Source organism: Clostridium sp. NkU-1, assembly GCA_001312405.1.
Map to the genome: position 1 here is coordinate 433,437 of BBDR01000003.1, position 12,996 is coordinate 446,432.

Sequence of the window (12,996 nt, forward strand, 5' to 3'; positions counted from 1 at the left end):
ATATCTTCCCTATGAGCACAGATGTATTTCCGATGCGGACACAGAAGGGAAGATATTTTTATTATGGAAGAAAAAAAGTAAATATTTTGTGGTAAAGCAAAAGGCTGTACCTGAAGTATTGCTGAAAGTAGTTGAGGCAAAAAAACTGTTGGAATCGGAGCGCGTCATCACCGTTCAGGAGGCGACTGACCGGGTCGGTATCAGCCGCAGCTCTTTTTATAAGTATAAGGATGATATCTTTCCTTTTTATGATAATACGAAGGGAAAAACCATTACACTTGTGATGCAGATGGATGATGAACCAGGCTTACTGTCCGACCTGCTTCATGTAGTAGCTGTGTACCGCGCCAATATCCTCACCATACACCAGAGTATTCCGGTCAATGGGGTGGCCACCTTGACATTAAGCGTGGAAGTCCTTGAAACTACCGGTAATGTTTCTAAAATGGTAGAGGATATAGAAGAAAAAGATGGGGTCCACTACGTTAAAATTTTAGCCAGGGAGTAGAGAGATATGAAGAATATTGCAGTTATGGGCTATGGTACCATTGGATCAGGTGTGGTAGAGGTTTTGGAAAGAAACAAGGAGATCATTGCCAAAAGAGTGGGCGATGAGGTCCGTGTGAAGTATGTTCTGGATTTAAGAGAATTTCCAGGGGATCCTGTGGAAGATAAGATCGTTCATGATTTTTCCATCATTGAGAAGGATTCTGAAGTGTCCATGGTGGTTGAGACCATGGGAGGATTAAATCCCGCTTATCCCTTTGTGAAGGCGAGCCTGATGGCAGGCAAGCATGTGGCTACTTCCAATAAGGCTCTGGTGGCGGCACACGGCACCGAGCTTTTAGAGATTGCCAGAGAGCAGAATGTGAACTTCTTTTTTTGAGGCAAGTGTAGGCGGCGGCATACCCGTTATACGTCCTCTTTATACTTCTCTTGCTGGCGAGGAGATTGAAGAGATCACAGGCATTTTAAATGGAACCACCAACTACATATTGACAAAGATGGACAAAGCAGGGGAGACCTTTGAAGCGGCCTTAAGAGAGGCTCAGGAGCTTGGCTACGCGGAGCGGAACCCGGAAGCCGATGTGGAGGGACACGATACCTGTCGAAAGATTGCCATTCTGACAGCCATGGCAACGGGACACGAGGTCAATTATGAGCATATTTATACAGAAGGGATTACAAAAATAACGGATGTGGATTTCCGTTATGCCGATGCAATGGGAACCTCTGTAAAGCTGTTTGGCTCAAGCCGGATTCAGGACGGAGCGGTCCATGCATTTGTAGCCCCGGTCATGATCGGAAAGGATCACCCGTTATATTCCGTAAATGATGTTTATAACGGAATTCTGGTAAAAGGAAACATGTTAGGCACCTCCATGTTTTATGGAAGCGGGGCCGGAAAGCTTCCGACAGCCAGTGCTGTGGTGGCGGATATTATTGAAGCCCTTAAAAATCAAGGCCGCCATGTGGAAATGGGCTGGGATAGAGAATGCCTTACCATTTCAGCTATGAACAGCTTTTCCTTCTGTTACTTTGTAAGGCTTAAAGGGATTGCTGAAAAGCGTTTGAAAGAAGTAGAGGCGGTATTTGGCAAGGTAGAAGTGGTGGAACTGGACCATATGGACGAATTTGCAGTTCTTACGGAAACCATGACCGAAGAAGAATACGAAATAAAAGCGAAAAAGCTGCCGGGAATCAGGCAGCGCATCCGCGCAGAAATCGTAACGGTGTAACAGGTTTATGAGCATACAGCAAAGCGGATCAGAATATCCGCTTGACTTTTCGCCAGGAGGCATCAATGTTAGTAGTGAAAAAAATTTGGCGGTAGCTCCGTCGCAGACAAGGAAAGAATTTTTAATGTGGCAAAGCGCTGCATTGAGGAATATGAAAAAGGCAATCAGGTGGTAGTGGTCCTGTCGGCTATGGGAAAGACAACGGATGGTCTTATTGAAAAAGCCCGTGAGATTAATCCTAATCCTCCCAAGAGAGAGATGGATATGCTGTTAGCTACCGGGGAACAGATCAGTGTTGCCCTCATGGCTATGGCAATGAATTCTTTGGGAGTTCCGGCCGTTTCTTTAAATGCGTCCCAGGTGGCCATGCACACCACCTCTGCCTACGGAATGGCCAAATTAAAGCGGATCGATACAGAACGGATACGGCATGAACTGGAGGCCAGGAAAATCGTGATCGTCACAGGCTTTCAGGGGGTTAATAAGTACGATGACTTAACAACCCTTGGCCGGGGAGGCTCCGATACAACGGCCGTGGCCCTTGCAGCAGCCCTTCATGCGGATGCATGTGAGATCTATACGGATGTGGATGGTGTATACACAGCAGACCCCCACATTGTTCCAAATGCCAGAAAGCTCCCTGAGGTTTCTTATGATGAAATGCTGGAATTCGCTTCCCTTGGAGCAAAAGTGCTCCATAACCGGTCTGTGGAGATGGCAAAGCGTTATGGAGTTCAGTTGGTTGTTCTGTCAAGCCTGACCAGGGCAGAAGGTACAGTTGTCAAGGAGGAAACAAAATTGGAAAGAATGCTGGTTAGCGGTGTGGCCGCAGATAAGAATGTAGCCCGTATTTCAGTGATCGGGGTCAGGAATACGCCTGGAATTGCTTTTAAAATCTTTAATCTCCTGGCAAAACACAATATTAATGTGGATATCATCATTCAGTCCATCGGACGGGAAGAGAGAAAGGACATCTCTTTTACGGTGGCAAAGACTGATTTAAAGGATACCATGGATCTGTTAAAGGAAAATATAAAATCCATTACAGCCCAGGATATCACGAGCGAGGAAGGTGTGGCCAAGATTTCCATTATCGGTGCAGGGATGACAGGCAATCCCGGAGTAGCGGCAAAGATGTTTGAGGCCCTTTCAAACGCCAATGTGAATATCAAGATGATCGCCACCTCTGAGATCCGGATAACGGTTCTCATCGATGAAGCAGATGTAAACCGTGCCATGAGAACGGTCCATGATGCTTTTGATCTGGCGGATTAAACAAAGGTGAAAAAAATGAACTGGTTAAAAAAAATATTTGGCTTCGGGCTTCCCTGTCTGTTCCATTCCTAACCGGGCTTTATTGCCCTGGCTGCGGGGGAACCCGGGCCGTCCGGGTCATTGCTGCAGGGGGACCTGCGGATGAGTTTTCAGTATCATCCGCTGGTCCTTTATGCTGTCTTTGCGCTGTTTTTGGAATTGTTTTTATGGGCTTTTGCAAAGGGCGGAGAAATCCCCTGGAATATAGAAAAAGAGCCAGGATACTCATCCTGGCAGGAGCCGCTATTACTGCGGTTAATTGGATTTTTAAGAATTATATGCTGGTCTTTAATAGCGTGGATCTGCTGCCTCCATTTAAGTAGCCCTTATTCTCCGGAAGGAGAGGTGGCTGAAAGGGCTTGGGCGGCAGTCTCAAAAACCTGTCTGAAATAATGGCCCAAAGGTGTGTTGGTATCCATGGTGTCATAAACAAAAATAATAAACAATGCCATCATAAGGCCGCAGACCGCGGAAATAACAGACAGGATCAGTCCAAGCTGGGCCTGCTGGGTAAAGGGTTTTCCCTGTCTGGAAAGCACGGCGCATGCGATACCGATCAGGCCGAGAAACAGGCCGGCAGGCAGACTCCAGATGCTGAACACGGGAAGCAGTCACTGGCAAGTCCAAAGCCGCCAAGAAGAACGGACCAGAAGGCCAGAAAAGAGCCGGTTGGGCGGATCTGGGGCAGCATTCCGTTATTGGTGTTATGGTTTTCTTCCATTCGTAATTTACCTCGTTTGCATATTATTGGAAGTAAAAAGCATTTCTGATAAGTCATATTATGAAAGCAAAAAGATGTTTTCATAATCGGATGGACGGCAGAAAAACACTGCCTTTTATCAGAAATCAAAAAAACGATTTCTAATAAGATATATTGTGAAAACAAAAGGCTGTCTTCAAAATCGGATGGCTGGTGCTGAAAACTGCACTTTTTATGAGAAGTTCAAAGGATATTTCTCATAAACCATACTTATTGTATGATTGTAGCACGAAAAGGCTTGCATGTCCAGACGGGTATTGCATAAGACAGGCTGATGAATTATAATAGTAAATTGAATAAAGCTTGATAGAAAAGTGCAATTATGAAAAAATAAGGGGATCACCATGGATATAATTAAGGCATTACAAGAAGAACTTTCCATTGCCCGCGGACAGGTGGAGGCAGCAGTTAAGCTCATTGACGAAGGAAACACCATTCCGTTTATTGCAAGATACCGGAAAGAGGCTACCGGTTCCTTAAACGATGAGGTCCTGCGAAACCTGGATGAAAGGCTCCGCTATCTGCGGAATTTAGAGGAACGGAAGGAACAGGTCCTTTCCTCCATCAGGGAGCAGGAGAAGCTGACGCCGGAGCTGGAAAAAAAAGATTCTAGAAGCTCAGACTCTGGTAGCTGTGGAGGATTTATACCGTCCCTATAAGCCCAAGAGGAGGACAAGAGCCACCATTGCCAGGGAAAAGGGACTGGAACCCCTTGCTGACCTGATCATGCTTCAGATGATAAAGACTCCCTTAACAGAGGCGGCGGCAGAGTACGTTTCCGAAGAAAAGGGTGTTTCTTCCCCGGAGGAAGCCATAAACGGGGCAAAGGACATCCTGGCGGAGCGGATTTCTGATAATGCGGAATACCGTACCTATATAAGAAATGCCACCATGAACCAGGGAAGCCTTCAGGGAACGGCAAAGGATGAAAAGGCAGAATCCGTATATGAAATGTATTACAATTATGAGGAAACCATTAAAAAATCCGCAGGCCACAGGATTCTGGCTTTAAACCGGGGGGAAAAAGAAAAGATTCTTACGGTAAAAATACTTGCCCCTGCAGAGCAGATTTTACGGTTTCTGGAAAAGCAGGTGATTGTAAGGGACAACTCCTGCACCACGCAGTCTTAAGAGAGGTGATCTCGGACAGCTATGACCGTCTCATAGCCCCTGCCATTGAGCGTGAGGTAAGAGGTACTTTGACAGAGCAGGCAGAGACTGGGGCAATCCGGGTGTTTGGAAAGAACTTGGAACAGCTTTTAATGCAGCCTCCCATTGCAGGACGGGTGGTCCTGGGCTGGGACCCGGCATTCAGGACAGGCTGCAAGCTGGCAGTTGTGGATGAGACAGGAAAAGTCCTTGATACCGTGGTCATTTATCCCACAGCACCCCAGAACAAGGTAGAGGAAGCAAAAGCTGTTTTAAAGAGGCTGATCAAAAAATACCATGTTTCCCTGATTTCCGTTGGAAATGGAACTGCATCCAGGGAATCGGAAGCAGTGATCGTGGAATTGTTAAAAGAAATACCGGAGCAGGTTCAGTATATTATTGTAAACGAGGCAGGGGCCTCAGTTTATTCCGCCAGCAAGCTTGCCACGGAAGAATTCCCTGAATTTGACGTGGGCCAGAGAAGTGCTGCTTCCATTGCAAGAAGGCTGCAGGATCCTCTGGCAGAGCTGGTTAAGATCGACCCCAAATCCATTGGAGTAGGCCAGTACCAGCATGATATGAACCAGAAGCATTTAAGCGAGGCTCTTCAGGGCGTTGTGGAGGACTGCGTGAATAAGGTGGGAGTGGATTTAAATACGGCTTCTGCTCCCTGCTGGAATACATTTCCGGCATATCAAAGCCCATTGCAAAGAATATCGTGGTTTACCGCGAGGAAAACGGGGCATTTACCAGCCGGAGCCAGCTTTTAAAGGTTCCAAAGCTTGGGCCAAAGGCATACGAACAGTGTGCAGGCTTTATGAGGATCCAGGGAGGGAAGAACCCCTTAGACGGAACCAGCGTTCACCCTGAAACCTACGAGGCGGCTAAAAAGCTTTTGAAAAAGCTTGGCTATGAGCTGACAGAGCTGGCTCATGGCGGCTTAAGCGGAATCGGTAAAAAGATCCTGGATTATAAAGCGCTGGCAGCTCAGTTGGAAATCGGCGAGATCACCTTGCGGGATATTGTGAAAGAACTGGAAAAGCCGGCAAGGGATCCAAGAGACCAGATGCCTGCCCCCATTCTCCGTACTGATGTAATGGAGATGAAGGATTTGCAGCCAGGCATGGTCTTAAAGGGAACCGTGAGAAATGTCATTGATTTCGGCGCTTTTGTAGATATCGGCGTCCACCAGGATGGCCTTGTCCATATTTCCCAGATGTCGGATAAATTCATCAAGCATCCCTTAGAAGCGGTCAGCGTTGGGGATATTGTTGAAGTCAAGGTCATAAGCGTTGATGTGCAGAAGAAGAGAATCGCCCTGACCATGAAATTATAAAAGAAGTTTAATTCGTCTGGCGGCTTGCCAAAAAGAAGAAAGCTATGCCAGAAGCTGTGCCAAGTGCACAGAAGGGAGGAAAACGTGGAAGAGAAAGACCCGATTAAAATAGAAGTAAAATTGACGGCAAAGGATTTGTGGAAGTTTTCCATGTACCATTCCTATCAGGGGCTGCAGGGGCTTTTTAATATTATTTTCAGCGCTGCTGCTGTTTTTCTCCTGATTACCACATGGAGTTCCAATTCCACCCCTTACCGGGTGCTGCTGATCGTTTGCGCCTGATGTTTACGGTCTGGCAGCCGGGCATTCTTTATTTAAAGGCTCTTAAGCAGGCAAAGACTCCTGGGATCCAGAACCCCATGACCCTTACCTTTGGTGAGAATGGGATTCTGGTTTCCCAGGGAGAGGAAAGCATGGAAATCGCCTGGGAAAACATTGGAAAAGTGGACCGCGTTAGGGATATGATGATCCTGTATATGGACCGGGTTCACGCCTATCTGCTGCCTGATTCCGTTACGGGAGAGAAAAAGGCGGCTATCCGCGGGCTTATCAAAGAAAAACTGCCTCCTGAAAGGCGAAAGAGGATATAAATTATGGTAATAGAAAGCTGGAAACCAGAAGAAACCTATGAATTTGGGAAAAAACTGGGAGAGGAAGCGAAGCCTTCTTCTGTATATTGCTTAAACGGGGATTTGGGAGTAGGAAAGACCGTATTTACCCAGGGGTTTGCGTCAGGCCTTGGAATCAGGGAGCTGGTAAACAGTCCCACCTTTACCATTGTCAACCAGTATGAGGAGGGGCGCCTGCCTTTCTACCATTTCGATGTGTACCGGATCGGTGATATCAGCGAGATGGATGAGATCGGTTATGAAGACTGTTTTTACGGGGAGGGAGTAAGCCTGATTGAATGGTCCAATTTGATTCAAGAGCTTCTTCCTGACCATGTAATAACCATAACCATTGAAAAGGATTTGGAAAAAGGGTTTGAGTACAGGAAAATAACCGTGGAGGGAATGTAAATGAGGATACTTGGAATTGAAAGCTCGTCTTTGGTAGCTTCCGTTGCTGTAGTGGAGGACGAGGTACTGACTGCGGAATATACGGTGAATTTTAAGAGGACCCATTCCCAGACCCTTCTTCCCATGCTGGATGAAATAGTAAAAATGATAGAGCTGGATTTAGAGACCATTGATGCCATTGCAATCTCCGGGGGCCCTGGTTCCTTTACCGGGCTTCGGATCGGCTCTGCTACAGGAAAGGGCCTTGGCCTGGCTTTAAAGAAACCTCTGGTTTCTGTGCCCACCGTGGATGCCATGGCTTATAACTTATATGGAAGCGCCTATCGGGTCTGCCCTATCATGGATGCCAGAAGGAACCAGGTATATACAGGCATCTATGACAACAGGGACGGATTCTCCGTGATTAAGGAACAGTGCCCCATGGACATTGAAGAATTGGTGGAAGAATTAAATGCAGCGGGAGAAAAGGTGATTTTTTCAGGAGACGGAGTTCCTGTATACAAAAAGCAGATACAAGAAAAGATGAAGGTTCCCTTCCTGTTTGCCCCGGCTCATTTGAACCGGCAGCGGGCGGCAGCAGTTGCGGCTTTAGGCAGCCGGTATTATGAAGAGGGAAAGACCCTTACGGCAGCGGAGCATGCCCCTGATTATTTGAGGAAGCCCCAGGCGGAGCGGGAACTGGAGGCAAAAGGGGGAGAATCCCATGGTTCATGAAATGAGGCCAGAGGATGTATCTGGAGTCGCTGAAATAGAACGGCTCTGTTTTTCAGACCCATGGCCCTTGGAGTCTGTCAAAAAGGGCCTGGAAAGCAGCCTTGATACCTGGCTGGTACTGGAAGAAGAGGGGGACGTTTTAGGATACTGCGTTTTCCGGGTCATTGCCGGGGAAGGAGAACTGCTTCGGATCGCTGTTTTGCCTGCTTACAGGGGGAGGGGCCTTTCTAAGAAACTTATGGACCGGCTGGTGGAATATTCCAGAAAAAATGGGGTGACATCCTGTCTTTAGAAGTCCGGGAAAGTAATAAAAAGGCCAGAAACCTTTATAGATCCTATGGTTTTGAAGAGGAGACGATCCGGAAAAATTATTACCTTAATCCCTGCGAAAATGCTGTTATCATGTGGAACCGCCGGATATGAAACATTTACCACTAAAAATAAGGGGAAACACCGTTTATAATGTAGGGGTATCCAGTATGGATGCCCTTTTTCCTGTTTTCGTATGACGCAAAACGGAAACAGGGCCTGACTGGTAAGTGCGAAAAAGGAAATACTGCGGGTATCCCTTTATGCCCAACAGCATGGGCAATTAAGTGGAAAGGTGAGAGGAAGATGAGAAAGTACAAAAACGGTGGTCAGCTTGAAACAGTTGTTTGCAACTGCTGTGGCAAAAAAAATTATCGTGTCAGAAGGTATTGCCAGGGAGGGAGTAATAAGCGTCAATCATACCTGGGACTTTTTTTTCCGAGAAGGATGGGGAGATCCATCATTTTGATCTGTGCGAGGAATGTTACGATGCCATGATTCAGGAATTTAAGATTCCTGTTGAAGTGGAAGAACAGCTGGAATATTTATAGTTGCTAATTGCCTCTGCTTTGTGATATGATTTTATGAGGCGGTTTTTTTCCGCCATTTATTGATAGAAACCAAAGCGAGGAAATTTTATGTTGGATATATGTTTACTCGGAACCGGAGGAATGATGCCCCTGCCATACCGGTGGCTGACAGCCATGATGGCCAGATGCGGCGGCAGCGATCTTCTCATTGACTGCGGAGAAGGAACCCAGATTGCGTTAAAGGAAAAGGGCTGGAGCCCGAAACCCATTGACATCATTTGTTTCACCCATTATCACGCCGACCATATCAGCGGTCTTCCGGGACTTCTCCTGACCATGGGCAATGCGGAAAGGACAGAACCCCTGACTCTTATGGGGCCAAAGGGCCTGGAGCGTGTGGTGAGTGCTCTTCGGGTCATTGCGCCGGAGCTGCCCTTTGAACTGAAATTCATTGAGCTTGACCAGGTTCGGGAACAGGTAAAGATCGGGCCATATGTGATCGATGCTTACCGGGTGAACCACAATGTTGCTTGTTATGGTTATTCCATTTCCATTCCAAGGACAGGCCGGTTTGATGTAGACCGGGCCAATGCCGCCGGAATACCCCAGAAATTCTGGAGCCGTCTGCAAAAAGGAGAAACCATTGAAGAGGCAGGAAGAACCCTGACTCCTGATATGGTCTTAGGTCCGGTAAGACGAGGGCTTAAGGTTACCTATTGTACGGATACAAGGCCGGTTCCTGTAATTGCGGAATATGCAAGGGAGGCGGATCTTTTTATCTGCGAAGCATGTACGGTGAGGAAGGAAAGGAAGCAAAAGCCAGAGAATATAAGCATATGACTTTTTATGAGGCAGCCAGGCTGGCAAAGGAAGCCCAGCCTAAACAGATGTGGCTGACCCATTACAGCCCCTCCCTTACCAGGCCAGAGGAATATATGGAGAAAGTCCGGGAAATCTTCCCCCGCGCAAAAGCGGCAAAGGATGCCTGGACATTGGAGCTGGAATTTGATGAGGAGTGAGGGAGCGGCAATGAAAAAGAATCATACAGAAGAAGATGTCTATATACTGGCGATTGAAAGTTCCTGTGATGAGACGGCGGCTGCCGTAGTTAAGAACGGAAGAGAGATCCTTTCCAATGTGATCTCCTCCCAGATCGCCCTGCATACCCTCTATGGGGGCGTTGTACCGGAAATCGCATCCAGAAAGCATATTGAAAAAAAATAAATCAGGTCATAGAAGCAGCCCTTCTGGAGGCAGGGCTGTGCCTGGAGGATATGGACGCCATAGGCGTTACTTATGGCCCGGGCCTTGTGGGAGCGCTCCTTGTAGCGTTGCTGAGGCAAAGGCCATTGCTTATGCTGCAGGCAAGCCGTTAGTGGGTGTCCATCATATTGAAGGACATGTATCGGCCAACTTCATTGAGCATCCGGATCTGGAGCCGCCGTTTTTATGCCTGATCGTATCCGGCGGCCATACCCATCTTGTCATTGTAAAGGATTACGGTGAATTTGAAATCCTGGGCCGTACCAGGGATGACGCGGCAGGAGAAGCATTTGACAAGGTTGCAAGAGCAGTGGGCCTTGGATATCCGGGAGGCCCGAAGATTGACCGGGCGGCTAAGGAAGGAAATCCCCATGCCATCAAATTCCCACGGGCAAAGGTGGAAGGGAACATTTACGATTTCAGCTTTAGCGGCCTAAAGTCTGCGGTATTAAACCACATCAACCATGCAGGCATGATGGGAGAGGAAATCAATGTCCCTGATTTAGCGGCCTCTTTCCAGAATGCGGTCGTGGACGTGCTGGTAAGTCATACGGTAGAGGCAGCAAAGGAATATGGATTTAAAAAGGTTGCCATAGCCGGTGGTGTGGCTTCCAATTCTGCCCTGCGGCAAGGGATGAGCCTTGCGTGTGAAAAAGCCGGTATTGCCTTTTACTATCCTTCACCCATTTACTGCACTGATAACGCAGCCATGATCGGCACAGCAGCTTATTATGAGTACATTAATGGATCAAGGGCCGGTTGGGACTTAAATGCAGTTCCCAATTTAAAGCTGGGTGAGAGGTGATAGACGGATGGAACGAAAAGGAAGAACGGCAGCGGTCATATTGGCAGCAGGAAAAGGGACACGCATGGGGACTCAGGTGCATAAGCAGTATCTGGAGCTCTTTGGGAAACCTCTGCTGTATTATGCGCTTCGTGCCTTTGAGAACAGTTCGGTAGATGAGATCATCCTGGTGACCGGTCCGGAAGAGTCGGGGTATTGCCAGGAGGAGATCATAGAGAAATACGGTTTTAAAAAGGTGGCTGCGGTTACAGAAGGTGGAAAGGAACGGTATCATTCCGTATACGAAGGGCTTAAAGCAGTTAACAACTGTGAATATGTCCTGATCCATGACGGAGCCAGGCCCTGTGTGACGGCCGAGGTCATAGAGGCAGCTTCCGATGCAGCCAGAATGTATAAGGCATGTGCGGTTGGGATGCCTGTAAAGGATACCATTAAAATTTCCGATCATGATGAATTTGCCGCCATGACACCGGACCGGAACAGTCTGTGGCTGATTCAGACTCCTCAGGCATTTGAATATGAACTGGTACTTCGGGCTTATGAAAAGCTTATGTCATCGGAGCAGTATCAGGGGGGAGTAACGGATGATGCCATGGTGGTAGAAACCATGACTCAGGAAAAGGTGAAATTAATTCGGGGCGATTATGCCAACATAAAGATTACAACACCGGAGGACATGGAAATTGCCGAAGTGCTGATAAAAAGAAAACAACGGGAAAAATAAAAGGAATGCTGTAAGTGCAGCTTCCTTTTTATTTTTTCCCTCCTGATTTTAAAAGATCCTTTACAATCAGATGAAGGTGGTCAAGCTGCTCCCGGTTTAAATGTTGTGCATCCTCTATTAGTTCTTTTACTTTTGACGGGCTGCTGATGCTGTGAGAAAAAAAATTCGGCTGGTTCAATGTCCAGATACTCGCATATATAGAAAAAAACCCATCATGGACGGAAGAGCCAGTCCATTTTCTATTTTATGGATATATGTGGGATTCTGCCCAAGAGACAGACTCATATCACGTGCAGACACGCCCTTTTGAGCTCTAAGCTCTGAAAGGCGTTTGGAAAAATTGAAATCTATATACATAGGTAGCTCCTCCTGATTCCATAGTATTGCATTATATGAAATATATGTAGTAAATAATGCAATCCATCACTTGACATGTTGCATTCATTACAATATTATTAGTTATATAAAGTATTTAATGTATGATTATACAGAAAAGTCCGCCATGCGGGTAAGCGGCTTCCAATGTTACCGGCGGCTGCATAAGAAGCAACACCTGCGGGTATACCTTTATGCCCAGAACGCATGGGCAGGAAAGATGAAAGAAGGTACGGTAGATGAAAACTGATGATAACAGGATAGAGAAGGGCAAAAACGCCGGGCTTGGGCTTTTGGACCGAATAGCGGCGAATTCTGGCTGCATGTACCTGTCAGATTTAAGAAACTGTATTTCTATAAGATGCTGTCGTTTTGTTGTTGCCGAAATACCGGCAGAAGATTATCCAGTAAAAGTATGGGAAGATGCGCTTAGTTATATGACCGGCACAGTAGAAGATTTTAAGACAGCTGAAGAAGCAAAACAACGGCTTTTAGAGTATTTTTAAGACTTAGGGATATAATTTGAAAAAAATGTAAAAATGTGTTGACAGAACAAACAAACAATGATAAACTATCCAAGTTGCAGCTGATAAGTACAGCAAACAAGCAATATTGGTCTCCAAGAGATTTGGAAAAAAATAGAAAAAGTGCTTGACAAAAGCATGGACTTCTATTAAAATATAAAAGCACATTTGGAGAGGTATCGAAGTGGTCATAACGAGGCGGTCTTGAAAACCGTTTGTCCGCAAGGGCGCGTGGGTTCGAATCCCACCCTCTCCGTTGGCAGGTTTTTAGCCGCTAATAACATAAAAGAATCAGCTAACTGCAGAAGTACCCAAGTGGCTGAAGGGGCTCCCCTGGAAAGGGAGTAGGCCGTTAGTAGCGGCGCGAGGGTTCAAATCCCTCCTTCTGCGTCAGCATCGAAGAAACGAATGTTTCTGGCAGATGCACAGCACTTT

13 protein-coding genes, 2 tRNA genes and 5 pseudogenes are annotated in these 12,996 nt (G+C 46.8%); 16 read left to right on the forward strand and 4 right to left on the reverse strand.

What is annotated here, in order from left to right:
- Positions 1-52: 52 nt before the first annotated feature.
- The 3 genes and pseudogenes from JCM10519_RS07555 to JCM10519_RS07565 form a co-directional block, all read left to right on the forward strand.
- Positions 53-508, forward strand: coding sequence for an ACT domain-containing protein (locus JCM10519_RS07555; RefSeq protein WP_054738445.1), 456 nt, complete (start codon positions 53-55; stop codon positions 506-508).
- Between the two features lie 6 nt (positions 509-514).
- A pseudogene (locus JCM10519_RS07560) lies at positions 515-1,739 on the forward strand (homoserine dehydrogenase).
- Between the two features lie 78 nt (positions 1,740-1,817).
- Positions 1,818-3,014, forward strand: a pseudogene (locus JCM10519_RS07565) (aspartate kinase); the annotation flags it as partial.
- Between the two features lie 365 nt (positions 3,015-3,379).
- On the opposite strand, the gene JCM10519_RS27535 reads toward JCM10519_RS07565, so the two are convergent.
- Positions 3,380-3,655, reverse strand: a complete 276-nt coding sequence (locus tag JCM10519_RS27535) for a hypothetical protein (protein WP_347843463.1) — start codon at positions 3,653-3,655, stop codon at positions 3,380-3,382.
- Positions 3,610-3,774: a hypothetical protein gene (locus tag JCM10519_RS27540; RefSeq protein WP_347843464.1), complete on the reverse strand. Its 165-nt coding sequence runs from the start codon at positions 3,772-3,774 to the stop codon at positions 3,610-3,612. The genes JCM10519_RS27535 and JCM10519_RS27540 overlap by 46 nt, the downstream gene beginning before the upstream one ends.
- Before the next feature lie 383 nt (positions 3,775-4,157).
- On the opposite strand from JCM10519_RS27540, the pseudogene JCM10519_RS07580 reads away from it, so the two are divergent.
- From JCM10519_RS07580 to ispD, 9 genes and pseudogenes are all read left to right on the forward strand, one after another.
- Positions 4,158-6,298: pseudogene (locus JCM10519_RS07580) on the forward strand (Tex family protein).
- An 84-nt stretch (positions 6,299-6,382) separates the two neighbouring features.
- Positions 6,383-6,580: a hypothetical protein gene (locus JCM10519_RS27545; RefSeq protein WP_347843465.1), complete on the forward strand. Its 198-nt coding sequence runs from the start codon at positions 6,383-6,385 to the stop codon at positions 6,578-6,580.
- A complete protein-coding gene (locus JCM10519_RS27550) occupies positions 6,580-6,888 on the forward strand; it encodes a YcxB family protein (protein WP_347843492.1) in 309 nt (102 codons plus the stop codon). The genes JCM10519_RS27545 and JCM10519_RS27550 overlap by 1 nt, the downstream gene beginning before the upstream one ends.
- A gap of 3 nt (positions 6,889-6,891) precedes the next feature.
- Positions 6,892-7,317: a tRNA (adenosine(37)-N6)-threonylcarbamoyltransferase complex ATPase subunit type 1 TsaE gene (tsaE, locus tag JCM10519_RS07590; RefSeq protein WP_054738449.1), complete on the forward strand. Its 426-nt coding sequence runs from the start codon at positions 6,892-6,894 to the stop codon at positions 7,315-7,317.
- A complete protein-coding gene (gene tsaB, locus JCM10519_RS07595) occupies positions 7,318-8,031 on the forward strand; it encodes a tRNA (adenosine(37)-N6)-threonylcarbamoyltransferase complex dimerization subunit type 1 TsaB (protein WP_054738450.1) in 714 nt (237 codons plus the stop codon).
- A complete protein-coding gene (locus tag JCM10519_RS07600) occupies positions 8,021-8,323 on the forward strand; it encodes a GNAT family N-acetyltransferase (RefSeq protein WP_347843466.1) in 303 nt (100 codons plus the stop codon). The genes tsaB and JCM10519_RS07600 overlap by 11 nt, the downstream gene beginning before the upstream one ends.
- A gap of 655 nt (positions 8,324-8,978) precedes the next feature.
- Positions 8,979-9,889 (forward strand): annotated as a pseudogene (locus JCM10519_RS07610) (ribonuclease Z).
- Between the two features lie 10 nt (positions 9,890-9,899).
- Positions 9,900-10,938 (forward strand): annotated as a pseudogene (gene tsaD, locus JCM10519_RS07615) (tRNA (adenosine(37)-N6)-threonylcarbamoyltransferase complex transferase subunit TsaD).
- Between the two features lie 7 nt (positions 10,939-10,945).
- Positions 10,946-11,662 (forward strand): 2-C-methyl-D-erythritol 4-phosphate cytidylyltransferase, encoded by a 717-nt coding sequence (gene ispD / locus JCM10519_RS07620; RefSeq protein WP_054738451.1) that lies wholly within the window; start codon positions 10,946-10,948, stop codon positions 11,660-11,662.
- Positions 11,663-11,690: 28 nt separating this feature from the next.
- On the opposite strand, the gene JCM10519_RS27555 is transcribed toward ispD, so the two are convergent.
- A complete protein-coding gene (locus JCM10519_RS27555) occupies positions 11,691-11,840 on the reverse strand; it encodes a hypothetical protein (RefSeq protein ID WP_347843467.1) in 150 nt (49 codons plus the stop codon).
- Positions 11,837-12,019 (reverse strand): helix-turn-helix transcriptional regulator, encoded by a 183-nt coding sequence (locus JCM10519_RS27560; protein ID WP_347843468.1) that lies wholly within the window; start codon positions 12,017-12,019, stop codon positions 11,837-11,839. Before JCM10519_RS27560 ends, JCM10519_RS27555 begins: the two co-directional genes overlap by 4 nt.
- A 118-nt stretch (positions 12,020-12,137) precedes the next feature.
- Between JCM10519_RS27560 and JCM10519_RS27565 the strand changes: the two genes are divergently transcribed.
- From JCM10519_RS27565 to JCM10519_RS07640, 4 genes are all read left to right on the forward strand, one after another.
- Positions 12,138-12,287 (forward strand): hypothetical protein, encoded by a 150-nt coding sequence (locus JCM10519_RS27565; RefSeq protein WP_347843469.1) that lies wholly within the window; start codon positions 12,138-12,140, stop codon positions 12,285-12,287.
- Positions 12,277-12,543: a hypothetical protein gene (locus tag JCM10519_RS07630; RefSeq protein ID WP_054738452.1), complete on the forward strand. Its 267-nt coding sequence runs from the start codon at positions 12,277-12,279 to the stop codon at positions 12,541-12,543. The genes JCM10519_RS27565 and JCM10519_RS07630 overlap by 11 nt, the downstream gene beginning before the upstream one ends.
- A 188-nt stretch (positions 12,544-12,731) precedes the next feature.
- A tRNA-Ser gene (locus tag JCM10519_RS07635) sits at positions 12,732-12,817 on the forward strand.
- 45 nt (positions 12,818-12,862) lie between these two features.
- Positions 12,863-12,951: transfer RNA gene (locus JCM10519_RS07640), tRNA-Ser, on the forward strand.
- The last annotated feature ends 45 nt before the right edge of the window (positions 12,952-12,996 follow it).

Excerpts from the sequence above, each read along its gene's own strand:
- JCM10519_RS27560 (WP_347843468.1), bottom strand. The coding sequence starts at position 12,019 with ATGTATATAGATTTCAATTTTTCCAAACGCCTTTCAGAGCTTAGAGCT.
- tsaE (WP_054738449.1), top strand. The coding sequence starts at position 6,892 with ATGGTAATAGAAAGCTGGAAACCAGAAGAAACCTATGAATTTGGGAAA.
- JCM10519_RS27550 (WP_347843492.1), top strand. The coding sequence starts at position 6,580 with ATGTTTACGGTCTGGCAGCCGGGCATTCTTTATTTAAAGGCTCTTAAG.
- tsaB (WP_054738450.1), top strand. The coding sequence starts at position 7,318 with ATGAGGATACTTGGAATTGAAAGCTCGTCTTTGGTAGCTTCCGTTGCT.
- JCM10519_RS27565 (WP_347843469.1), top strand. The coding sequence starts at position 12,138 with ATGTATGATTATACAGAAAAGTCCGCCATGCGGGTAAGCGGCTTCCAA.
- JCM10519_RS07600 (WP_347843466.1), top strand. The coding sequence starts at position 8,021 with ATGGTTCATGAAATGAGGCCAGAGGATGTATCTGGAGTCGCTGAAATA.
- ispD (WP_054738451.1), top strand. The coding sequence starts at position 10,946 with ATGGAACGAAAAGGAAGAACGGCAGCGGTCATATTGGCAGCAGGAAAA.
- JCM10519_RS07630 (WP_054738452.1), top strand. The coding sequence starts at position 12,277 with ATGAAAACTGATGATAACAGGATAGAGAAGGGCAAAAACGCCGGGCTT.
- JCM10519_RS27540 (WP_347843464.1), bottom strand. The coding sequence starts at position 3,774 with ATGGAAGAAAACCATAACACCAATAACGGAATGCTGCCCCAGATCCGC.